The following is a 20,286-nucleotide window of genomic DNA, read 5'->3' as shown; positions in this document are numbered from 1 at the left end:
ACCACGTGACCGGCTATTGATCGGTCCAGCCCTGGCGCCCCTGCTCGAACAATCTGCGCGCCTGCCCGTCATTGGGGCAAACCCCACGGTATTCACTGCCGGAACGCCCGGCCAGATAGAGGTGTTCAGGCCGGCAATACCAGGCCAGTCCCTTTTGGCGTCCCTGTTTCCATAGCTCGACATCCACCTTCTTGCCGCACAGGTCCTGATGAAACGCGACCCGTTCCGTGGTGAAGCCCAGCTTGCCATCTGCCTCCCCCACATCGCTCCATACCTTCTCGCACGGATCATCCTTGGAGGCACAGCCTCCCAGCAGGGCAGCAAACAGTATGATGGTGAGTCTCATAGTCATCCTTGAGTGTCGTTTGGGCTGTTCATTCTAGTCAGCCTGATGGCGGCAACCAAGGGATCATCCCCATTCCTGTGAGCCGCACAAAAAAATCAGGCGGGCCCCAAGGCCCGCCTGCTCTCTCAATGCGTGGATTACTGATCGTCGAGAGGGTCATCATCCTGCCAGCTCTCGTCTTCCCATTCATCCAGCTCTTCTTCCCAGGATTCCGGTTCCCATTCATCATCGAGATCGTAATCCGGCTTGTGTCCACCCATGCTCATTCTCCTTGGATAGTGCACCCGCCCTCAAAGTCTATCCAGAAAAATGGGGCTCGCCAGTCAAGGCTGGATCAAAGTTTGACCAGAGTGCGACCCGCGATCCGGCCTTGCGTGATGGCCTCGGCAGCCGCCACCACCTGCTCCAGTGCTATCTCGGTCACCGCCTGTTCGAAGAAGCTGGCGGGCAGATCCCGCGCCAGTCGCTGCCACGCCAACTGGCGGCGCGCCAGCGGGCACATCACAGAGTCGACACCTTGCAACCGCACGTTGCGCAGGATGAAAGGCATGACAGTGGCCTTCAGATCGAAACCGCCAGCCAGCCCGCAGGCGGCCACGGCACCACCATAGTTCATCTGGGCCAGCAGCTTGACCAGCACCTGACTGCCGACGGTATCGACCGCCCCGGCCCACAGCTGCCTCTCCAGCGGCTTGGCAGGCTCCAGCAGCTCGCCGCGCGGCACTATGCGGCTGGCACCAAGCGCCATCAGCATATCCCCCTGCTCGTCGGGGCGACCGGTCAGGGCCGCGACTTGATAACCCAGTGCGGCCAGCAGAGCCACTGCGGTGGAACCCACGCCGCCCGCAGCGCCCGTCACCAGGATTTCACCGCTGTCGGGGGTGATGCCCGCCTCCTCCAGCGCCAGCACGCAGAGCATGGCGGTGAGACCGGCGGTACCGATGCACATGGCCTGGCGCTCATCCAGCCCGGCGGGCAGCGGCACCAGCCAGTCGGCCTTGACCCTTGCCTGCTCGGCCATGCCACCCCAGTGCCCTTCCCCCACGCCCCAACCGGTCAACACGACTTTGTCGCCGACCTGATAGCGGCTATCAGCCGATTCCAGCACGGTACCGGCAAAATCAATGCCGGGCACCAGCGGCCACTGACGCACTATCTTGCCCTTGCCGGTGATGGCCAACCCATCCTTGTAGTTGAGGGAGCTGTAGCTCACCGCCACCCGCACCTCGCCTGCCGGCAACTGGCTCTCGGCCAGCCGGGTCAGGGTCGCAGCAGTTTTGCCGTCTTGATTTTCCAGTAACAGAGCCTTGAACATGGTTGCCTCTTTGATGAAGTGTGAAACGGGGATCAACTGCTTTGACGCTTCTGCAGTTGAAAATCCAGGGTCAGGGCCGTGCCCATGACAGGTTCGCCAGCCAGCTGGCGCAAGATAAGCTCGGCAGCCTCCTGCCCCATTTTGCGATAGGGGATCCGGACCGAGGTGAGCGCCGGATAGCAGGCGCGCGCCACATCCAGATCGTCGAATCCGGCGATGGCGAGCTTGCCAGGCACGCTCAGGTGACGACGCTGGCACTCGAACAACACCCCCGCCGCCAGCTCGTCGTTGACGCACACCAGTGCATCCAGCTCGGGCCAGCGCAACAAAAACTCCCCCAGCATGGCGGCCCCAGTGCTGAAACTCGGCAGCTCAGAGGTGTTGATGATGGCATCGGGGGAGAGGTAGTTGTCCAGCAGTGCCTTCTGCCAGCCCTGCATGCGCTGTTGCAGCATCCACTGTTCCTGGCGGGCACAAAGAAAGCCGATGTTGCGATAGCCGCGCTCGATGAGATGACGGGTCAGCTGATAACCGGCATCGAAGTTGGAGACCCCTACATTCATGTCGACAGGGTTGCGCGCCATGGCGCCCACCTCCACCACCGGCAGGCGGGATGCTTTCAGGCGGGCACGGATGGTCTCACCGGGATCGCCACCAAACAGCACAACAGCAGCCGGGTTATGCTGCAAAAAGCTGGTCAGCAGGCTCTCTTCCTGCTGCTTCAGGTGCTGGGCATCCCCCAGCATTATCTGGTAGCCCTCATCGAGCAGGGTCTGCTGCAGCCCGGCGATCACGTCGCCGCTACCGCGCTCGGTCAGGCTGGGCACTATCACCACTATGGTCTGGGACGTCGCGGAGGCGAGCGCACCCGCCGCCCGGTTGGGAATGTAGCCGAGTTCATCCACGGCGGCGTCGATGCGCTCGCGCATCTTGTCTGACACCAGCTCGGGGGTGCGCAGGGCACGGGACACCGTCATGGCACCCACTCCGGCCAGCTGGGCCACATCGTTGAGGGTCACCCGACCCGTGCTACGGCGCTTCTTCGCTTCTGACATCCCTTCCCTTCCTCGACATACGGGTGCTCACTTTAAGGCAAAAGTGCGGCACTGACTATTTGCTCAAACCGGATTTTACCCCCTTTGAGCGAGTGACGGGGCAAGATGAATCCCACTCATGGCATAAATGATAGCGCTATCACAATTTCATGTTAGCGCTATCTGGTAGCGCTAACTTTCGGGATCAGGCTCACAGTTATCGCGGGGCAAGATCGCTAGATTGGCGCCATCTCATCCAGCCGGATCATTGCCATGCTGACTCAACTGCTGACCGAAGAGGTCATTTCCATCGAAACGGGAGCCCGCGACTGGCGTCATGCCATCGAGCTCGCCACCGCTCCCCTGCTGGCCAACGGCACCATAGAGCCCTCCTATGTGGCGGCGCTGTTTCGCTCCCACGAGGAGCTCGGTCCCTACTATGTGCTGGGCCCGGGCCTGGCCATGCCCCACGCCCGCCCGGAAGATGGCGTCAACCGTCTCGGCCTTGGGCTGACAGTGCTGAAAACCGGAGTCAATTTCGGCTCCGAAGGCAATGACCCGATCCGGCTGCTCGTCACCCTGGCCGCCAGCGACAGCAATTCCCACGTGGAGACCATCGCCCAGCTGGCCGAGCTGTTCATGAACGAAGAGGACGTGGCGGCCATCATGGCGGCCAACACCAAAGACGACATATTGCGCATTCTGGCGCGTTACTGAGCGGCGCCCTGCGCCCGACAAAGGAAGAGACGATGAAAATTCTGGTTGTATGCGGACACGGCCTGGGCACCAGCCTGATGATGGAGATGAGCATCAAGAGCATCCTCAAGGAGCTGGCAGTCACTGCCGAAGTGGATCACAGGGATCTCGCCTCCGCCGGCAGCGAAACCGCCGAGATGTTCGTGGCTACCCGCGACATCGCCGAGCAGCTCATCAGCATGGGGGTCAACGGTCGGCTGGTGTCCCTGGACAACATGGTCGACAAGGCCGCCATGAAAGAGAAACTCTCCATCGCCCTGCGCGAACTGGGCGCTCTCTGACCACCTGACTTCGCGGCCTGCGGGCCGCCTCTTCCATCTGATTGGAGCTGACCATGGAATTTTTCAATTTTCTGATGTTTGACGTGCTGTCCGAGCCGGCCGTGCTGGTCGGCCTGATCGCGCTCATCGGCCTGATTGCCCAGAAAAAACCCGTGACCGAGTGCATCAAGGGCACGGTCAAGACCATAATGGGTTTCGTCATCCTGGGGGCCGGTGCCACCCTGGTGGTGAACTCGCTGGGCGATTTTGCCACCATCTTCCAGCACGCCTTCGGCATCAAGGGCGTGGTTCCCAACAATGAAGCCATCGTCTCCATCGCCCAGCAGTCGTTCGGCAAGGAGATGGCGATGATCATGTTCTTCGCCATGCTGGTGAACATACTGATCGCCCGCCTCACCCCGTGGAAATTCATCTTCCTGACCGGTCACCACACCCTCTTCATGTCCATGATGGTGGCGGCGATCCTCTCCGCCGGCGGCATGAGCGGCATTCCGCTGATCGCGGTAGGCAGCCTGGTGGTCGGCGTGACCATGGTGCTGTTCCCGGCCCTCGCTCACCCCTACATGAAGCAGATCACCGGCTCGGACGAGGTGGCTCTCGGCCACTTCTCCACCATCTCCTACGTGCTGGCCGGCTGGATCGGCGCCAAGTTCGGCAACAAGGCCCACAGCAGTGAAGAGGTGCAGGTGCCCAAGAGCCTGCTGTTCCTGCGCGATACCCCGGTGGCCATCTCCTTCACCATGGGCATCATCTTCCTTATCACCTCCGCCTTTGCCGGGCCCGAGTTCGTCACCAGCGTTGCAAAGGGCAAGCACTGGTTCATGTTCTCCCTGATGCAGTCCATCACCTTCGCCGCCGGTGTCTACGTCATCCTGCAGGGTGTGCGCATGGTCATCGCCGAAATCGTCCCGGCCTTCAAGGGGATCTCCGACAAGCTGGTCCCGAACGCCAAACCGGCGCTCGACTGCCCCATCGTCTTCCCCTACGCCCCCAACGCCGTGTTGATCGGCTTCCTGTCGAGCTTTGCCGCCGGTCTGGTGGGCATGGTGTTGCTCTACCTGCTGGGGCTCACCGTCATCATACCGGGCGTGGTACCGCACTTCTTCGTCGGCGCGGCGGCCGGGGTATTCGGCAACGCCACAGGTGGTCGCCGCGGGGCCCTGCTTGGTGCCTTCGCCAACGGCCTGTTGATCACCTTCCTGCCGGTATTCCTGCTGCCTGTGCTGGGGGATCTCGGCTTCGCCAACACCACCTTCAGCGATGCCGACTTCGGCGTGGTGGGCATACTGCTCGGCCTGATAATGCGTTGACCGACGCCTGCACGAAAAACAAAAACGGAGCGCCTGGCGCTCCGTTTTTTATGGCCACTCTGGGCTCAGTCACTTTCCAGACTGGCAAGACAGTGAGAGAGGGTGCGCGCCAGCGCGCCCTGATTGCGCAACACAACGGCGCGGGCCTGTTCGCCCATCTGACTACGCTCGCCCTCGTCGGCCAGCAGCTCGCTCACCTTCTCCCCCAGCACGGCGGCATCGGCCACCAGGGCCGCGCCACCCTGAGTCACCAGCTGGCGGGTGATGTCGCTGAAGTTGAAGTAGGCAGGGCCGGTCAGGCAGGGCTTGCCCAGCGCCGCCGGTTCCAGCAGGTTGTGACCGCCGACCTTCACCAGACTGCCGCCGACGAAGGCCACATCGGCCGCCGCCAGCATCAGCGGCAACTCGCCCATGGTATCGCCGAGATAGACCTTGTCCGTCTCGCGGATCGGGTCGCCGCCGGTGCGCCGCACACAGCCGTAAGGGACGCACATATCGGCCACCCGATCGAAGCGCTCCGGATGGCGCGGCACCAGGATCAGCAAGGCCTGGGGGTGGCATTGCAGCACCCGGTCAAACGCCGCCAATACCTGTTCATCCTCACCCTGATGGGTACTGGCGGCGATCCAGACCGGCCTGCTCTGCCCCAGCTGCTGACGCAGGGCGTGCCCCCTGGCCTGCACTTCGTCACCCAGCTGGATATCGAACTTGATGGAACCGGTCACCGCCAGCCGCTCACGACCGACGCCGAGCCGTGCAAAACGCTCGGCATCGTCCTGATGCTGGCAAAGCAGATGGGTCAGTGGCCGGCTGAGGGTATCGAACGCCCCCTGAAAACGGGCATAGCGCTGGCAGGAGCGTTCGGAGAGACGGGCATTGATGATGGTCACCGGCAGATGGCGCGCCTCGCAGGCCGCCAGCCAGTTCGGCCACAGCTCTGTCTCCATCACCCAGAGGGCGCGAGGCTTGATGCACTTGAGAAAAGCGGCAACCGCCCAGGGGTAATCGAGGGGGGCGTAGCGATGCATCACCAGGTTGCCGAGCTTTGCTGCCTGCTCGGCGCCGGTGCGGGTGGTGGTGGTGAGCAGGATCGGCAAATCCGGCCGATCGGCCTTGAGTGCACGGATGAAGGGACTGATGGCCAGGGTTTCACCCACGCTGACCGCATGGATCCAGAGCGGCGCCTCCTGCCCGCTGGCCGGCGTCCGTCCCAGATGCTCGGCCCAACGCGCACCAAAGCCAGGCTTGCCCTTCTTCGGCTTGTAGAGTGCCAGCAACGCCAGCGGCAAGCCCAGATGGATCAGCAGGTTGTAGAGCAGCCGATAGCCCATGTTATGTCGGCTCCGATCGCTTGCTCGCATCGGAGACAAACCGTGGCGGCTCACCCACTTGCAGCACGATCGGTTGATCTGGCGACTCGGCGCACTCCAGCCGTCGGCCTGCCTCTATCACCTGTTCCGGCATCAGCTCGATCAGGCACTTGAGGTGGCCGAACTTGCAAGTGCGCTTGAAACAGGGGCGGCACTCTATGTCGGTGTGCACTATCTCGACCCTGTCCGCCAGCGGCGGCGTGTAGAGCGGCGAGGTAGAGCCATAGACACCGATCAACGGCCGGTTGAGGGCGGCGGTTATGTGCATCAGGCCGGAATCGTTGGAGATAACCCGCCCGGCCAGCGCCATCAGATCGATCGCCTCATACAGGTTGGTCTTGCCCGCCAGCACGTGGCAGTTGGGGCGCGACAGGGGATTGATCCGCTCGCGAATGGTGTTGGCCACAGGCACATCCTTGCCGGAGCCGAAGATCCACACCTGCCAGCCCTCATCCAGATACTTCTGCGCCACCACGGCGTAGTGCCCTTCAGGCCAGCGCTTGGACGGGCCGAACTCGGCTCCCGGACAGAGCACCAGCACGGGACGAACGCGATCCAGACCGAGTCGCTCCAGCGCCTTCCCCTGATTGATGAGATCCACATTGAGCGAGGGGTGGGGAATGGCGGGAATATCGACCCGGCTCTTCATCTGCGCCTTGGGATAGGCCAGCGCCAGATAGGCTTCCACCATCAGCGGGAAGGCGGACTTGTTGCTGCGCATGTCATTGAGCAGGCCGAAGCGGTGCTCCCCCTTCCAGCCGGTGCGCACCGGGATCCTGGCGAACCAGGGGATCAGCGCCGACTTCATGGAGTTGGGCTGGATGATGGCCTGATCGTACTTCTCGGCCGCCAGTTGCTTGCCGAGCCGACGGCGGGCCCCCAGCTTGAAGTCACCGTGGCCGAGCGGCATGGGGACAGCCTTGTCCACTTCGGGCATCCGCTCCAGCAGGGCACCGCACCAAGCTGGCGCCATCACATGCAACTCGCTGTCAGGGTGATTGGTCTTGATCGCCTTGTAGAGGCTCTGGGACATCACCATGTCGCCGACCCAGGAGGGGCCGATCACCAATATTTTCATCTCACGCTTCTCTTGGGGCCAAGCCCTGCGGTTAATCATTGCTGGGCGAGATTATGCCCCAAGAATGGCCCGAGAAATAACAGAAGATCCCCGCACCATGTGCACCTCGAATAAAAAAGAATCCGTTTGAAACTGACGTACTCAGACCGCCGGAACCATGCTCCGCCTGCCGTTTTAGGCTAGAATGGGCGCCAATTTGAGCATGCCCCGCCAGCCGGGCGCCAACAAGAGCCTTCAACCCGTGAAAAAACCGACTCTGGCGGCCGTCCTGATCGTCAAGAACGAAGCCGACAACCTGAAAGCCTGCCTCGCCTCACTCGACGGTCTGGTGGACGAGATCGTCATTCTGGACTCCGGCAGCCAGGACGAGACCCCCGCCATCGCCGCCGAATTCGGCGCCCGTTTCTTCGTCAATACGGTGTGGCCCGGTTTCGGCCGCCAACGCCGCCTCGCCCAGTCCCATGTCCAGTCAGAGTGGGTACTGTGGCTGGATGCAGACGAGCGGCTCACCCCTGAGCTGAAAGAGGCCATCGCGACCGTCATGGCCAATCCGGCCAGCGACACCATCTACTCTATCCCGCGCCTCTCCTGGGTATTTGGCCGCTTCATCCGCCACAGCGGCTGGTATCCGGATCGGGTGCTGCGCCTCTACCCCAAGGCACTCACCCGTTACAACGAGGTGCTGGTACACGAGAAGGTGGAAGTACGGGCCAACATGAAGATCGTCAATATCCATGGCGACCTGCTCCACTTCACCTACCGGGATCTGGAGCACTATCTGGTGAAGTCCGCCGGCTATGCCAGGGCCTGGGCCGATCAGCGCACCGCCCGTGGCAAGAAGGGCTCCCTCGGCCAGGGACTGGTCCATGCCGTGGGCTGTTTCCTCAAGATGTACCTGCTCAAGGCTGGCTTCCTCGATGGCAAGCAGGGACTCTTGCTCGCGATCCTCTCGGCCCACTCCACTTTCGCGAAGTACGCAGATCTCTGGATCCGCCAGCAGCCGCAAGCACCGGACCAGACCGGCAGCTAATTGCGCAGTCGCTCAAGCCAGCATGACGAAACAGGGCCCAAAAGGGCCCTGTTTGCATCTGTCAGCTCTCTGTTCGCCAGAAGGGCGGTGCCCAGCGAGCTATCGCCGCCGCCATTGCCTTGGGATCGAGCTGGCTCATGTCTTCCGGATGATCGCTGTCTTCCGGCGGGCTGAACGCCAGGTGACGCCCCTCGCTGTTGAGCGGACGCCAGCGCAGCGGGGTGGCCGAGCGGTGTGCCGGGAAGAAACCTATGGTGGGCACGTCCAGCGCCGCCGCTATGTGCAAGGGACCCGTGCTGCCCGCCACAAACAGGGCCGCGTTGGCCATCACCTGACAGAACTTGGGCAGCCCCTCGTCGGAGCGATAGATCCAGCCATTGCCGCCGTGGGCCAGCAATTCTGCCGCCAGCTGCTCGGCGATCTTCTCCTCCCCCGGCCCCGCCGTCAGGATGCACTGCAATTCCGGGCATGCCTGATTGAGCTTGATGATGAGGCGCGAGTACTGCTCGATGGAGAGGTTGTTGGCCGAACCACCGCTGCCGGCGTGTACCATCAGCCAGGGGCGACTGGCATCCAGCTTCAATCTGGTTGCAACCTGTTCGCGCACCAGCTGCAGGCTCTGGGGGTCAAAGCTGAGGTAGGGGCCCTGTGGCTCGACCACGCTTACCTGCTGGTCGGCGAGAAAGCGACGCACCAGATCCAGGTTGTACTCGTACTCCGGCTTCTGGGAGCGGGAGCGGCGCTGCACCAGCCGCTGGTTGTAGAGCACCTGGGCCAGCTTGGTGGCCGGGGCCAGCCGGTAGGGGATGTGCGCCTTCCACACCAGCTTGGCGTTACGGGTGTTGGAGAACAGGCAAATGGAGGCATCGAAGGCTGCCGCCTTGATACGGGCCAGCAAGGCGCGTTGCTGTTCCTTGTCGGCTCCTGACCCCGGATCCAGGATAATCTCGTCGATCCAGGGACAGAGACGGGCCAACGGCGCCGTGTAGGCAGGAACCAGGGCAGTCACATGACAATCCATGGAGCGCTTGAGCATGGCAAAACTCGGCCATGCCAGCATGAAGTCACCAATCTTGTCGTTGCGTACTACCAGAATACGTTTCATAAAAAATCCCTTTGCTCCCTGTCACCAATGCAAGGAGGCTTGATGCGCGGTGCGGGTATTCTTGCCTGATGCACAGCTATTCTCAAGCGAAGACACCAGACGATACTGATTTGGACGACCAAACCGGGCCTCTCGCGCCAGGTCCCGCACAAAACGGACATCGTCCCGGTCGCGACAAAACATCAACAGACCCTATAATGCGACCAAATTTCCAGGTTGCAGGAATCAACAGCATGACCAACAAGGTAATTTATCCCGGCACCTTCGACCCCATCACCAACGGCCATACCGATCTGATAGGTCGTGCCGCCAGGCTGTTTGATGAAGTGGTCGTCGGGGTAGCCAACAGCCCGAGCAAGCGCCCCTTGTTCGATCTGGCAGAACGTGTCCTGCTTGCCCGGCAAGTGACGGCCCACCTGCCCAACGTCAAGGTGGTGGGCTTCTCCGGCCTGTTGGTGGACTTTGCCAAAGAGCAGCAAGCCAACGTGCTGATCCGTGGCTTGCGGGCCGTCTCCGACTTCGAATACGAATTTCAGCTGGCCAACATGAACCGCCGCCTGATGCCGGAGCTGGAGAGCGTGTTTCTCACCCCTGCCGAAGAGAACTCCTTCATCTCCTCGACCCTGGTGAAGGAGGTCGCCCTGCATGGCGGTGATATCCGCCAGTTTGTCGACCCGATCGTCGCCAAGGCGATTGCCGCCAAGCAAGGCAAGTAACAAGCAAACAGGCTACCCGAGGGTAGCCTGTTTAGTGCGGCGCACATGGGCCGCACTGGCAGTCAGCCCGCCGCGCGACCCAGCACCTGCTGGCAGGAGAGCGCCAGCTCGTCAAGCCATTCGTAACGACGCCGGTACATGGCCCGCTTCTTGGAGGCAATATCCTCCAGCGGCTTGCGCACCGCAGGCAACAGCTGCACGAAGTTGTCATCCTGATCGATGGCGCCAAACTCCTCCCACAGCTCGTCATAATCCGCCTGCAGACAGGCTTTCTTCTTCTTGCTGTAACGCTTGGCCTGGTAGATGTGTGCCTTCATCCGCACCGCCGAGATATGCTCGGCCCCCATCGCCTCGGCCAGCTGTATCACCAGCATCACCACCAGCGACTTGGGCCGCAAACCGTGGCCCTCCTTGGTCAGGGCTCGAACCTTGTCCTGTGCCTGTTCGACGCAGGGTTCCGGCCCCTGTACCGAGCCGATCACCAGCGACAGCTTGCCGGGGGTGCCCGCCAGCGAGAAGGCACAACTATAGAGGCGCTTGCCCTGTTGATCGACGATGGAGAGCGCCAGCTCGGCCTCACGACGGAAGGTACCATCGTGGCGCAGCACTATGCGACATCCACTCTGGGGATAGTGGCCAAGCTCTATGCCCTCGTCCAGATAGAGCGGATCTATCAGCTCGGGGTAACGGGCCAGCAGCAGTCGATAGTGGTTTTCCAGCATCTCGGCCCGCTGGGTCGCGGTGGAGCCGGCAAACCGATAGGGTCGCATCGGCTTGTCGAGCAGCTCGGGATAGTGGGCAGGCAGGGCCTTGAGCGGTTCGGCCTGAAACAGCTCGAACACCCGGCTCATCTGCTGCCGATAGAGCAGGCTGCGCAGCACGAACTTGGCGCGATTGAAGGTCTTGCGGGCGCTGTCATCGGGATAGAGGAAGCGGGCCATTTTTTGGGCACAATAGTGCCCCTGCCGGGATAAATGATCCCAGTCCATTGATTTAGCTGTCATTTTATTTTCTCAAACCGCCTGAACGGTCGAGATACTAGTGACAGCAGGCCAAATATTCAACAGACCGGAAATACTCTCTTACAACTTGGCTGTTTTTGGTCAAAATAACTGCGTTCAGCGCTGGCAATGAGAACAAAAAACGGTAGTACGCTGCCCCAGCCGTATTTCGCTGAGCAGGGTGTGGCAGTGCAAACAGGGCTGGCCGCCGCGACCATAAACCTGCAACTGCTGCACGAAATAGCCCGGCTTGCCATCGGCGCTGGTGAAATCCTTGAGGGTGGTTCCCCCCTGCTGGATGGCAGAAGCCAGCACCCGCTTGATCTCGGCCACCAGTGTCGCCAGTCGCTCGGTACTGATGTTGCCCGCTGCCCGTTTGGGGTGAATACCGGCAGCGTACAGCGCCTCATTGGCGTAGATATTACCCACACCGACCACCACATGATTGTCCATCAGGAAGGTCTTGATGGCAGTGCTGCGCCCCTTGGCCCGCCCTTGCAGATACTCGGCGTTGAAGGCATCGGTCAGCGGCTCCGGGCCCAGTTTGGCCAGCAGGGCGTGTGCCTCGGCCGGTTCACGAGTCCACAGCAGGGCACCGAACCGGCGCGGGTCATTGAGTCGCAGCAGCTTGCCGTTGGCGAGCTCTATATCCACGTGATCGTGTTTCTCGGCCGGCGTACCGATATTCAGTACCCGCAGACTGCCGGACATGCCCAGATGCAGGATGGCGGTGCCAAAGTCGGTCTCCAGCAGTAAATACTTGGCACGACGGCTGACCCTGTGGATGGTGAGATCCACCAGCTCCTGGATTTCGCCCGGTACCGGCCAGCGCAGCCGGCCATCCCGTACCACGACGCGGGTCACCTTGATGCCGGTGAGCCAGGGAGATATGCCCTGGCGGCTGACTTCAACTTCCGGTAATTCAGGCATGAGGCCTCCAACAACAAATAGGGTGGATTAAGGAGAGGGGCGCAACAGGCTGCGATACTGCTCCCGACTCAGGGTGAGCCAGGTCGAGGGCGGCAACAGGGCGGCAAACTTGCCGTTGTCCTGATAGAGCCCCACTTCAATCGGATCGCTCTGACCGGCGATCCACACCTTGAGGGTAACCGGCGTGCCGCGCACTGCGTCGCCAGGGGGCAGCAACCAAGCCTGCCACGCCTCGATATGGGCCGCCAGCTGGGCACTGGTGAGCCCCAGATCCGGTCCGCTGCGCCAACCCTGGCCGATACGCTCTATCTGCCAGCTCGGCCCCTGCCAGGTGAGGACGACTGCACTGTCCGGCAACAGGGTACGAGGCCGCTGGGCGCTGTTCTCCTGCTGGGCAACCTCCAGCCGGTGCAACAAGGTCACGACCCCCAGCACGGCCACTATGATCACGTTATTCCAGCCCTTACGGCTCAATTTCAACATGGCAAGCCTCCGTTTGAACCGGCAGTGTACTGAATTTCGACCATAAAAAAACCCGGCACTGGGCCGGGCTTTTGGGAATGCAGCCTCAAGTAATTACTTGATTTTGCCTTCCTTGTAGATCACATGCTGACGAACAACGGGATCAAACTTTTTGATCTCCATTTTTTCGGGCATGGTGCGCTTGTTCTTGGTAGTGGTATAGAAGTGACCAGTACCGGCGCTGGAGTTCAGGCGAATTTTCTCGCGAATACCTTTAGCCATGATCTAATTCCTTATACCTTAACACCGCTGGCGCGCAGTTCAGCCAGAACCACTTCAACGCCACGCTTGTCGATAATACGCATGCCTTTTGCGGATACGCGCAGGCTTACGAAGCGTTTTTCACCCTCAACCCAAAAACGGTGAGTGTGCAGGTTCGGCAGGAAACGACGCTTGGTAGCGTTGTTAGCGTGCGAACGGTTGTTACCAACTGCCGGGCGCTTGCCGGTTACTTGGCATACTCTAGACATGTCAGTCTCTCCAAATCTTACTTCATTGCTCGAGCAAATATCTGCCCCGCTGGCCTTCGATTGCGGGGCAAACAGAAGGCGGCATTTTATACAGCATCCGTGATCAAAGATCAACTAATACAGTGCCAGAGCCCAGTTACAACCAACCACGCTCTGCAAAAGAAACCGTGATGCCGTCACCGATCACCAAGTGATCCAGCACTCTGATATCGATCAAGGCCAAGGCGGCCAAGATCCGATCCGTGATCTGGCGGTCGGCCCGACTGGGCTCGGCCACGCCGGACGGGTGATTATGCGCCAGAATCACTGCGGCTGCATTATGTTTGAGCGCGATCTGCACGATTTCTCTGGGCCAGACGCTTGCAGAATCGAGGGTGCCGTAAAAAAGTTCAACGAATTGAATGACTCTGTGCTGGTTATCCAGCAACAGCAGGGCGAACACCTCCCGCGGCCGATCCCGCAGCTGGGCTTGCAGGTAATCCCGGGTCAGCTGGGGCGAGGTCAGGGCATCGCCCCGTTGCAACTGCTCGGCCAGATGGCGCTTGCCCATCTCCAGCACCGCCTGCAATTGAGCATACTTGGCAGGCCCCAGTCCATGGGCATGACAGAAGGTACCTTGATCGGCCCCGAGCAGTGCCCGCAGCGAACCAAACTGCTGCAATAGCTGACGGGAGAGATCCACCGCACTCAGGCCGTTGACGCCGGTTCGCAGGAAGATGGCCAGCAATTCGGCATCGGATAACGTCGCTGGCCCCTGCCGCAGCAGTTTCTCTCTGGGTCTCTCATCCTCAGGCCACTCCTTGATGCTCATTTGTCTCTCCCTCATGCCTATTGAGAGAAAACATAGCAAAAAATCGCGGGAGGCCGGCCACAAGTCCCCCATGTCAGCCTCTGTCGTCGTACGTTGCCTGTGGTATCTTAGCCGACCAGTCAGAGTGAGCCGGAAGAGAAGCAGCAGATGAGATTGGCCGATAAACGCATCCTGTTGGGTGTCAGTGGCGGGATCGCCGCCTACAAGAGTGCCGAACTGGTACGCCGCCTGAAAGATCAGGGGGCCGAGGTACGGGTAGTGATGACGCGCTCCGCCAAGGAGTTCATCACCCCGCTGACCCTGCAGGCGGTTTCCGGTCATCCGGTGGCCGACAGCTTGCTGGATCCGGCTGCCGAGGCGGGCATGGGCCACATAGAGCTGGCCAAGTGGGCGGATCTGGTGCTGATCGCCCCGGCGAGCGCCAACCTGATGGCCCGCATGGCCGCCGGCATGGCCGACGAACTGCTCACCACCCTCTGCGTGGCAACCCCGGCCACCGTGGCACTGGCTCCCGCCATGAATCAGCAGATGTATCTCAACGCCGCCACCCAGGCCAATCTCAAGACCCTGGCCAGCCGCGGCATCCTGCTGTGGGGGCCGGATTCCGGCAGCCAGGCCTGTGGCGACGTAGGCCCGGGCCGGATGCTGGATCCCTTGGAACTGGTTGAGCGCTGCTGCCAGCAACTGGCCGCCGAGCCGTTGCTGGCGGGCGTCAGACTGCTGCTCACCGCCGGACCGACCCGCGAGGCACTGGATCCGGTGCGCTACATCAGCAACCACAGCTCGGGCAAGATGGGTTACGCCATCGCCCGCGCCGCCCGTGAGGCAGGGGCCGAAGTGACGCTGGTGAGCGGGCCGGTCGCCCTGCCTGCACCGAGCGGGGTGGAGCGTGTCGATGTGGAGAGCGCCGAGCAGATGCATCAGGCGGTAATGAGCCGGGTCGGCGAGTGCGACCTCTTTATCGGTTGCGCGGCGGTGGCCGACTATAGGCCCGAGCAAGTCGCCAGCCAGAAGATTAAGAAGACCGGTGATAACGATCAGATGGTGCTGACCCTGGTCAAGAATCCCGACATCATAGCCGCCGTAGGGGCGTTATCAGACAAGCCCTTCACCGTCGGATTTGCCGCCGAAACCGTGGATGTGGAACAATACGCCCTCGATAAATTGCAGCGAAAACGGCTGGACATGATCGCCGCCAACGATGTGTCTCGTGCGGGCCAGGGCTTCAATGCCGATGACAACGCTCTGACCGTGTTCTGGCAAGGGGGTCAAGCCCCTCTGCCACTGGCCGATAAGCTGACGCTGGCTCGCCACCTCATCGCCCTGATTGCGCGCCACTACCGGCGCTGAGTGCAGACACATGGCACCCCGCTGGCATTGCCCATGCAGGACGCCCACATCAACACTCGCTGAGCAATGCACAATTCATGACTGCCCGGACTGTACCGAACATTCCGGGTGTCCACACAAGAACCCATTGAAAAACGAACGATTCATGACAACACAAATTGAGCTGAAAATTCTGGATGCCCGCATCGGCACCGAGTACCCGCTGCCCGCCTACGCCACACCGGGCTCTGCCGGTATGGATCTGCGTGCGCTGCTGGATGCGCCCATCACGCTGGCACCAGGCGACACCATTCTGGTACCGACCGGTCTGGCCATCCACATTCAGGATCCCGGCTTGTGCGCCACCATTTTGCCCCGCTCCGGCCTCGGCCATAAGCACGGCATAGTGCTGGGCAATCTGGTAGGCCTCATCGATTCCGATTACCAGGGCCAGCTGATGGTTTCGGTCTGGAATCGCGGCAACGACAATTTCACCATGCAACCCGGTGAACGCATCGCCCAACTGGTGATAATGCCGGTGGTGCAGGCCAGCTTCCAACTGGTCGATGAGTTCAATCAGAGTGAACGGGGTGAAGGCGGTTTTGGTTCTTCTGGTCGCCAATAACAGACCACACAGGCCCCCGGGCCTGTGCCTAATAACAGAATCAAGCCATTGTTTTTTTAGGGGAATCCATGGCAAGCAGTAATCAGAAACAGAGTCGGCGCGATCAGATCCTGCAAGCACTCGCCCATATGCTGGAGACCAGCCCTGGCCAGCGTATCACCACGGCACGTCTGGCGGCCGAGGTGGGTGTCTCTGAGGCCGCCCTCTATCGACATTTTCCCAGCAAGGCGCGGATGTTCGAGGGACTGATCGACTTTATCGAGGATTCCCTGCTGTCACGGGTCAACCTGATCATGGCCGAAGAGAAGGACACCATGGCCCGCTGCCATCATATCCTTCAGCTGCTGCTGGTGTTCGCCGAGCGCAATCCCGGCATCACCCGCATCCTCAACGGCGACGCCCTGCTGGGTGAGCACGATCGACTGCGGGATCGCATCAGCATCCTGTTCGACAAGCTGGAAACCCAGATCAAGCAGGTGTTGCGGGAAAAACGGCTGCGGGAAGGTCAGGGCTTCCAGCTCGACGAGACCATGCTCGCCAATCTGCTGCTGGCCTATACCGAGGGACGTATCAGTCAGTTTGTCCGCTCCGAGTTCAAACTCAAGCCCACCGCCGGCTTTGAAGATCAGTGGCTCTTCATCCGCAGCCAACTGCTGCAAAGCTGACGCCATTCGGGTGGATACACAGAGGGAGGCCTTGGCCTCCCTTGTTTTTTATGGCAAAAAATGGAGGGGAGCACCAGATGCGACCCAAACTGTCGCATGCCAGTGTTAGATTCATGCGTCATAAACCTTTACTGCCTGACAGGACATCCTATGGAACCCGAAATCATCACAGAAGCGCAGACCTGGCTGGTCAATAATCAGGGCCTGCTGATCGAGTATGCCGTCAATATTGCGGCCGCCCTGATCACCCTGCTGGTCGGTTACATCGCCGCCAACCTGCTCAGCAATGGCGTGACCAAGGTGATGCATGCTCGCAAGCTGGATGCCACCGTGGTTCATTTCGTTGGCAGCATCCTCAAGTACACCATTCTGGTGTTCGTGGTGATTGCAGCCATGGGGCGAGTCGGGGTGCAAACCGCCTCCTTCGTCGCCATTATCGGTGCCGCCGGTCTGGCCATAGGTCTGGCACTGCAAGGCTCGCTCTCCAACTTCGCCGCCGGTTTCCTGCTGATCATCTTCCGCCCCATCAAAGCCGGTGAGTTTATCGAAGTGGCGGGCACCAATGGTGTCGTGCAGTCGGTGCAGCTATTCACTACCACCCTCACCTCGGGTGACAACAAGATGGTGGTGGTACCCAACTCCGCCATCCTCAACGGCACCATAGTCAACTACTCGCGCATGGACACCCGCCGCGTCGACATGACCTTCGGTATCGGCTACGGTTCTGATCTGCGCAAGGCCAAACAGCTCCTCGAGCGCCTGGTGAGTGAAGAGCCGCGCATTCTGAAGGAACAGGCAACCACCATAGCCGTTGCCGCCCTGGCCGACTCCTCGGTCAATATCGTAGTGCGTCCCTGGGTCAAGACTGCCGATTACTGGGGCGTCTGGTTCGACTTCCACGAAAAGGTGAAGCTGACCTTCGATGCCGAAGGCATCGAGATCCCCTTCCCGCAGATGGTCATGCACATGCAAAAGCCTCAGGCCTGATACCTGCGCGACGATCACGACAATGCCAGCCCTGAGGCTGGCATTGTCGTTTCTGAAACCCAGGTCGTGCCGCAAGGCATAAAGATTCGACCCGCAGCTCACCTTGCACCATGGGGTCGAAAACCTGTCAATCCGGGCAGTCAGGTTGGCTTGCCCATCTTCATACCAGTCGACGAGCGACCCGGTTGAGCAGTGGCTGCACCAGCGCATAGCCCCCCAGCACGGCCCCGATCACGGCCAACACCCGAATCTCGAGAGTCGGCGCGGCGGCGGTCAGCGCCAGGGTCAACAGGCCGATGAGGCCGGTGGCGATCAGGCTCAGGGCAAACAGGGATAAAACATGTTTCATATCGATCTCCTCATTCCAGACAGTGGCCATCCCTGGGAGATCTCGTCCATTCGGTGCACATACTAGCCAACGCCCAACCCCGACAAGTTGCGTTTGCTCATAAAACGAGCCGAAAAACGGCTGTCAGATACCCCTTTAGCTGTAATACAAACTTGCCAGGCTGGCAGCCATAGATGAAAGCCCTTTCAACCCGGGCAAGCCGGGTGAAGTATGAGCAAACTCAAGATCTCCTGGCCATGAGTGACTCATAATCGCAGCGTTTTGGTTGTAAACTCCTTCGATGGCAGACAATTGGTAAAGCTCTGTTACACGGGCCGCACCATGGGCTCGGTATAATGGGCCCGGTATAGTGCTCGAATAATAAGGTTTGGCGGGAGCCTTGCCTGCAAGGTTCAAACACAACTTGGAAGATCGGTAATACTATGAAAAATATCAATCCAACCCAGACCCAGGCCTGGCAGGCGCTGGAAGCCCATTTTGCAGCTAACAAAGAGACTCGACTCAAGGATCTGTTCGCGCAGGACCCGCAGCGCTTCGACAAGTTCTCCCTCACCTTTGGCGGCGACATTCTGGTCGACTACTCCAAGAACCTGATCACCGAGGAAACCCTCAAGTTGCTGGTTGATCTGGCCAAAGAGACCGATCTTCGCAGCGCGATCGATGCCATGTTCAACGGCGACAAGATCAACATGACCGAAGGGCGCTCCGTACTGCACGTGGCCCTGCGCAACCGCTCCGACCGCCCCATCGAGTGTGACGGCAAGGATGTGATGCCGGAAGTGAACGCCGTGCTGGCCAAGATGAAGGGCTTCTGCGAGAAAATCATCTCCGGCGAGTGGAAAGGCTACACCGGCAAGGCGATCCAGCACGTGGTCAACATCGGTATCGGTGGCTCTGATCTGGGCCCTGTGATGATCACAGAGGCACTGCGCCCCTACAAAAACCACCTGCAGATGCACTTCGTCTCCAACGTCGATGGCACCCACATCGCCGAGACTCTCAAAGAGATTGATGCGGAAACCACCCTGTTCCTGGTGGCCTCCAAGACCTTCACCACTCAGGAGACCATGACCAACGCCCTGACCGCCCGCGACTGGTTCATCAAAATCGCCGGTGACAAGGCCCACGTTGCCAAGCACTTCGCTGCCCTCTCCACCAACGGCAAGGCCGTGGCCGAGTTCGGCATCGACACCGACAACATGTTCGAGTTCTGGGACTGGGTTGGCGGCCGCTACTCCTCCTGGTCTGCCATCGGCATGCCTATCGCCCTGTCCGTCGGTTTCGAGCACTTCGAAGCCCTGCTGCAAGGCGCTTTCGAGATGGATATGCACTTCGCCACAGCCTCCTATGAGCAGAACGTGCCTGTGCTGCTGGCGCTGATTGGCCTGTGGTACAACAACTTCCATGGCGCCGAGTCCGAAGCCATTCTGCCGTACGATCAGTACATGCACCGCTTCCCTGCCTACTTCCAGCAGGGCAACATGGAATCCAACGGCAAGTATGTGGATCGCAACGGCAAGCCGGTTGACTACCAGACTGGCCCCATCATCTGGGGTGAGCCGGGCACCAACGGCCAGCACGCCTTCTACCAGCTGATCCACCAGGGCACCAAGCTGATCCCCTGTGACTTCCTGGCCCCGGCCATCAGCCACAACCCGATCGGTGACCACCATCCGAAACTGCTGGCCAACTTCTTCGCCCAGACCGAGGCACTGGCCTTCGGCAAGAGCAAGGAACAGGTCGAAGCCGAGTTCCTTGCTGCTGGCAAAACCCTGGAGCAGGTCAAGGATCTGGTGCCGTTCAAGGTGTTCGAAGGCAACCGCCCGACCAACAGCATACTGTTCAAGAGCCTGACCCCGAAGACGCTTGGCTCTTTGATTGCCATGTACGAGCACAAGATCTTCGTACAGGGCGCAATCTGGAACATCTTCAGCTTCGACCAGTGGGGCGTGGAGCTGGGCAAACAGCTGGCCAACAAGATACTGCCGGAGCTCAACACCGATGCGGCTGTCACCAGCCACGACGGCTCCACCAACGGTCTGATCAACACCTGGAAAGCGTGGAAAGCCTGATTTATCCGGCCTTTCTGCATGCAAAAGCCCCGCTCGATGAGCGGGGCTTTTTTGTGGCTGGTGTCCCGTCCTGAATATGGTTTACACCTTTCCCCCCAATAAATGGAGAACCCGATGGGACAAGGTGTGAAACGGACACAGCGCGATTACTCGCTGACTTTTAAACTGGCACTGGTCGAGCAGA

The 20,286-nt window shown here is 60.4% G+C and carries 24 protein-coding genes; 10 read left to right on the top strand and 14 right to left on the bottom strand.

Features of this window, described 5'->3' with window-relative positions; all coding sequences use genetic code 11:
- Positions 1-13: 13 nt before the first annotated feature.
- The 4 genes from GWQ27_RS21070 to GWQ27_RS21055 all read right to left on the bottom strand — a co-directional run bounded on the left by GWQ27_RS21070 (position 14) and on the right by GWQ27_RS21055 (position 2,716).
- A complete protein-coding gene (locus GWQ27_RS21070) occupies positions 14-346 on the bottom strand; it encodes a DUF2799 domain-containing protein (protein ID WP_275908246.1) in 333 nt (110 codons plus the stop codon).
- A gap of 137 nt (positions 347-483) precedes the next feature.
- Positions 484-606: a hypothetical protein gene (locus GWQ27_RS21065; protein WP_111589670.1), complete on the bottom strand. Its 123-nt coding sequence runs from the start codon at positions 604-606 to the stop codon at positions 484-486.
- 74 nt (positions 607-680) lie between these two features.
- Entirely contained in the window at positions 681-1,661 is a 981-nt protein-coding gene (locus GWQ27_RS21060; RefSeq protein WP_275908245.1) for an MDR family oxidoreductase, read from the bottom strand.
- Positions 1,662-1,693: 32 nt separating this feature from the next.
- Entirely contained in the window at positions 1,694-2,716 is a 1,023-nt protein-coding gene (locus GWQ27_RS21055; protein WP_275908244.1) for a LacI family DNA-binding transcriptional regulator, read from the bottom strand.
- Positions 2,717-2,968: 252 nt separating this feature from the next.
- Between GWQ27_RS21055 and GWQ27_RS21050 the strand changes: the two genes are divergently transcribed.
- Genes GWQ27_RS21050 through GWQ27_RS21040 form a run of 3 tightly spaced genes read left to right on the top strand, consistent with a single transcriptional unit; the run spans position 2,969 to position 5,042 of the window.
- Positions 2,969-3,412, top strand: a complete 444-nt coding sequence (locus GWQ27_RS21050; RefSeq protein ID WP_096119127.1) for a PTS sugar transporter subunit IIA — start codon at positions 2,969-2,971, stop codon at positions 3,410-3,412.
- 32 nt (positions 3,413-3,444) lie between these two features.
- Complete coding sequence (locus GWQ27_RS21045) at positions 3,445-3,732, top strand: PTS sugar transporter subunit IIB (RefSeq protein WP_005321257.1); 288 nt, start codon at positions 3,445-3,447, stop codon at positions 3,730-3,732.
- A 53-nt stretch (positions 3,733-3,785) separates the two neighbouring features.
- Positions 3,786-5,042 (top strand): PTS ascorbate transporter subunit IIC, encoded by a 1,257-nt coding sequence (locus GWQ27_RS21040; protein WP_005321259.1) that lies wholly within the window; start codon positions 3,786-3,788, stop codon positions 5,040-5,042.
- A gap of 65 nt (positions 5,043-5,107) precedes the next feature.
- On the opposite strand, the gene waaA is transcribed toward GWQ27_RS21040, so the two are convergent.
- Together waaA and waaF are read right to left on the bottom strand one after the other, a co-directional pair.
- Entirely contained in the window at positions 5,108-6,373 is a 1,266-nt protein-coding gene (gene waaA / locus GWQ27_RS21035) for a lipid IV(A) 3-deoxy-D-manno-octulosonic acid transferase (RefSeq protein WP_275908243.1), read from the bottom strand.
- A 1-nt stretch (position 6,374) separates the two neighbouring features.
- Positions 6,375-7,490, bottom strand: a complete 1,116-nt coding sequence (gene waaF, locus GWQ27_RS21030) for a lipopolysaccharide heptosyltransferase II (RefSeq protein ID WP_275908242.1) — start codon at positions 7,488-7,490, stop codon at positions 6,375-6,377.
- A gap of 241 nt (positions 7,491-7,731) precedes the next feature.
- Between waaF and GWQ27_RS21025 the strand changes: the two genes are divergently transcribed.
- Entirely contained in the window at positions 7,732-8,520 is a 789-nt protein-coding gene (locus GWQ27_RS21025; RefSeq protein ID WP_131731221.1) for a glycosyltransferase family 2 protein, read from the top strand.
- A gap of 61 nt (positions 8,521-8,581) precedes the next feature.
- On the opposite strand, the gene GWQ27_RS21020 is transcribed toward GWQ27_RS21025, so the two are convergent.
- Positions 8,582-9,625 (bottom strand): glycosyltransferase family 9 protein, encoded by a 1,044-nt coding sequence (locus tag GWQ27_RS21020; RefSeq protein WP_219598137.1) that lies wholly within the window; start codon positions 9,623-9,625, stop codon positions 8,582-8,584.
- Between the two features lie 233 nt (positions 9,626-9,858).
- Here GWQ27_RS21020 and coaD point away from each other — a divergent pair, with 233 nt between their 5' ends.
- Complete coding sequence (gene coaD, locus GWQ27_RS21015) at positions 9,859-10,341, top strand: pantetheine-phosphate adenylyltransferase (RefSeq protein ID WP_005321264.1); 483 nt, start codon at positions 9,859-9,861, stop codon at positions 10,339-10,341.
- A gap of 62 nt (positions 10,342-10,403) precedes the next feature.
- Here coaD and GWQ27_RS21010 read toward each other — a convergent pair whose 3' ends face one another.
- From GWQ27_RS21010 to radC, 6 genes are all read right to left on the bottom strand, one after another.
- Entirely contained in the window at positions 10,404-11,282 is an 879-nt protein-coding gene (locus GWQ27_RS21010; protein ID WP_275908255.1) for a VirK/YbjX family protein, read from the bottom strand.
- 177 nt (positions 11,283-11,459) lie between these two features.
- On the bottom strand, positions 11,460-12,272 hold the full coding sequence (mutM, locus tag GWQ27_RS21005) for a bifunctional DNA-formamidopyrimidine glycosylase/DNA-(apurinic or apyrimidinic site) lyase (protein WP_275908241.1): 813 nt from the start codon (positions 12,270-12,272) through the stop codon (positions 11,460-11,462).
- Between the two features lie 27 nt (positions 12,273-12,299).
- Positions 12,300-12,755, bottom strand: a complete 456-nt coding sequence (locus GWQ27_RS21000) for a hypothetical protein (RefSeq protein WP_275908240.1) — start codon at positions 12,753-12,755, stop codon at positions 12,300-12,302.
- Positions 12,756-12,848: 93 nt separating this feature from the next.
- Entirely contained in the window at positions 12,849-13,016 is a 168-nt protein-coding gene (gene rpmG, locus GWQ27_RS20995) for a 50S ribosomal protein L33 (protein ID WP_005307500.1), read from the bottom strand.
- A gap of 11 nt (positions 13,017-13,027) precedes the next feature.
- Positions 13,028-13,264: a 50S ribosomal protein L28 gene (rpmB, locus tag GWQ27_RS20990; RefSeq protein ID WP_005321271.1), complete on the bottom strand. Its 237-nt coding sequence runs from the start codon at positions 13,262-13,264 to the stop codon at positions 13,028-13,030.
- 136 nt (positions 13,265-13,400) lie between these two features.
- Complete coding sequence (radC, locus tag GWQ27_RS20985; RefSeq protein WP_125601175.1) at positions 13,401-14,075, bottom strand: DNA repair protein RadC; 675 nt, start codon at positions 14,073-14,075, stop codon at positions 13,401-13,403.
- A gap of 147 nt (positions 14,076-14,222) precedes the next feature.
- Here radC and coaBC point away from each other — a divergent pair, with 147 nt between their 5' ends.
- From coaBC to GWQ27_RS20965, 4 genes are all read left to right on the top strand, one after another.
- Positions 14,223-15,425, top strand: coding sequence for a bifunctional phosphopantothenoylcysteine decarboxylase/phosphopantothenate--cysteine ligase CoaBC (coaBC, locus tag GWQ27_RS20980; RefSeq protein ID WP_275908239.1), 1,203 nt, complete (start codon positions 14,223-14,225; stop codon positions 15,423-15,425).
- Positions 15,426-15,570: 145 nt separating this feature from the next.
- Entirely contained in the window at positions 15,571-16,029 is a 459-nt protein-coding gene (gene dut, locus GWQ27_RS20975; protein WP_059113542.1) for a dUTP diphosphatase, read from the top strand.
- Positions 16,030-16,097: 68 nt separating this feature from the next.
- Positions 16,098-16,694 carry a nucleoid occlusion factor SlmA gene (slmA, locus tag GWQ27_RS20970; protein WP_005321293.1) on the top strand — a complete coding sequence of 199 codons (597 nt, stop codon included), beginning with the start codon at positions 16,098-16,100 and terminating at the stop codon, positions 16,692-16,694.
- A gap of 150 nt (positions 16,695-16,844) precedes the next feature.
- A complete protein-coding gene (locus GWQ27_RS20965; protein WP_275908238.1) occupies positions 16,845-17,681 on the top strand; it encodes a mechanosensitive ion channel domain-containing protein in 837 nt (278 codons plus the stop codon).
- 160 nt (positions 17,682-17,841) lie between these two features.
- Here the strand turns inward: GWQ27_RS20965 and GWQ27_RS20960 are convergent, their stop codons facing one another.
- Positions 17,842-18,030, bottom strand: a complete 189-nt coding sequence (locus GWQ27_RS20960; RefSeq protein ID WP_034524411.1) for a hypothetical protein — start codon at positions 18,028-18,030, stop codon at positions 17,842-17,844.
- 422 nt (positions 18,031-18,452) lie between these two features.
- Between GWQ27_RS20960 and pgi the strand changes: the two genes are divergently transcribed.
- Positions 18,453-20,102 (top strand): glucose-6-phosphate isomerase, encoded by a 1,650-nt coding sequence (gene pgi, locus GWQ27_RS20955; RefSeq protein ID WP_275908237.1) that lies wholly within the window; start codon positions 18,453-18,455, stop codon positions 20,100-20,102.
- The last annotated feature ends 184 nt before the right edge of the window (positions 20,103-20,286 follow it).

It is taken from the genome of Aeromonas sp. 5HA1 (assembly GCF_029237245.1).
GTDB lineage: Bacteria > Pseudomonadota > Gammaproteobacteria > Enterobacterales > Aeromonadaceae > Aeromonas > Aeromonas salmonicida.
The sequence above is the reverse complement of the archived record's forward strand: the minus strand, read 5'-3'. Positions and strand labels throughout refer to the sequence as shown.

Bases quoted from the DNA above. Each gene is read 5' to 3' on its own strand.
- GWQ27_RS21070 (WP_275908246.1), bottom strand. From the start codon at position 346: ATGAGACTCACCATCATACTGTTTGCTGCCCTGCTGGGAGGCTGTGCC.
- GWQ27_RS21065 (WP_111589670.1), bottom strand. From the start codon at position 606: ATGGGTGGACACAAGCCGGATTACGATCTCGATGATGAATGGGAACCG.
- GWQ27_RS21060 (WP_275908245.1), bottom strand. From the start codon at position 1,661: ATGTTCAAGGCTCTGTTACTGGAAAATCAAGACGGCAAAACTGCTGCG.
- GWQ27_RS21055 (WP_275908244.1), bottom strand. From the start codon at position 2,716: ATGTCAGAAGCGAAGAAGCGCCGTAGCACGGGTCGGGTGACCCTCAAC.
- GWQ27_RS21050 (WP_096119127.1), top strand. From the start codon at position 2,969: ATGCTGACTCAACTGCTGACCGAAGAGGTCATTTCCATCGAAACGGGA.
- GWQ27_RS21045 (WP_005321257.1), top strand. From the start codon at position 3,445: ATGAAAATTCTGGTTGTATGCGGACACGGCCTGGGCACCAGCCTGATG.
- GWQ27_RS21040 (WP_005321259.1), top strand. From the start codon at position 3,786: ATGGAATTTTTCAATTTTCTGATGTTTGACGTGCTGTCCGAGCCGGCC.
- waaA (WP_275908243.1), bottom strand. From the start codon at position 6,373: ATGGGCTATCGGCTGCTCTACAACCTGCTGATCCATCTGGGCTTGCCG.
- waaF (WP_275908242.1), bottom strand. From the start codon at position 7,490: ATGAAAATATTGGTGATCGGCCCCTCCTGGGTCGGCGACATGGTGATG.
- GWQ27_RS21020 (WP_219598137.1), bottom strand. From the start codon at position 9,625: ATGAAACGTATTCTGGTAGTACGCAACGACAAGATTGGTGACTTCATG.
- coaD (WP_005321264.1), top strand. From the start codon at position 9,859: ATGACCAACAAGGTAATTTATCCCGGCACCTTCGACCCCATCACCAAC.
- GWQ27_RS21010 (WP_275908255.1), bottom strand. From the start codon at position 11,282: ATGGCCCGCTTCCTCTATCCCGATGACAGCGCCCGCAAGACCTTCAAT.
- mutM (WP_275908241.1), bottom strand. From the start codon at position 12,272: ATGCCTGAATTACCGGAAGTTGAAGTCAGCCGCCAGGGCATATCTCCC.
- GWQ27_RS21000 (WP_275908240.1), bottom strand. From the start codon at position 12,755: ATGTTGAAATTGAGCCGTAAGGGCTGGAATAACGTGATCATAGTGGCC.
- rpmG (WP_005307500.1), bottom strand. From the start codon at position 13,016: ATGGCTAAAGGTATTCGCGAGAAAATTCGCCTGAACTCCAGCGCCGGT.
- rpmB (WP_005321271.1), bottom strand. From the start codon at position 13,264: ATGTCTAGAGTATGCCAAGTAACCGGCAAGCGCCCGGCAGTTGGTAAC.
- radC (WP_125601175.1), bottom strand. From the start codon at position 14,075: ATGAGCATCAAGGAGTGGCCTGAGGATGAGAGACCCAGAGAGAAACTG.
- coaBC (WP_275908239.1), top strand. From the start codon at position 14,223: ATGAGATTGGCCGATAAACGCATCCTGTTGGGTGTCAGTGGCGGGATC.
- dut (WP_059113542.1), top strand. From the start codon at position 15,571: ATGACAACACAAATTGAGCTGAAAATTCTGGATGCCCGCATCGGCACC.
- slmA (WP_005321293.1), top strand. From the start codon at position 16,098: ATGGCAAGCAGTAATCAGAAACAGAGTCGGCGCGATCAGATCCTGCAA.
- GWQ27_RS20965 (WP_275908238.1), top strand. From the start codon at position 16,845: ATGGAACCCGAAATCATCACAGAAGCGCAGACCTGGCTGGTCAATAAT.
- GWQ27_RS20960 (WP_034524411.1), bottom strand. From the start codon at position 18,030: ATGAAACATGTTTTATCCCTGTTTGCCCTGAGCCTGATCGCCACCGGC.
- pgi (WP_275908237.1), top strand. From the start codon at position 18,453: ATGAAAAATATCAATCCAACCCAGACCCAGGCCTGGCAGGCGCTGGAA.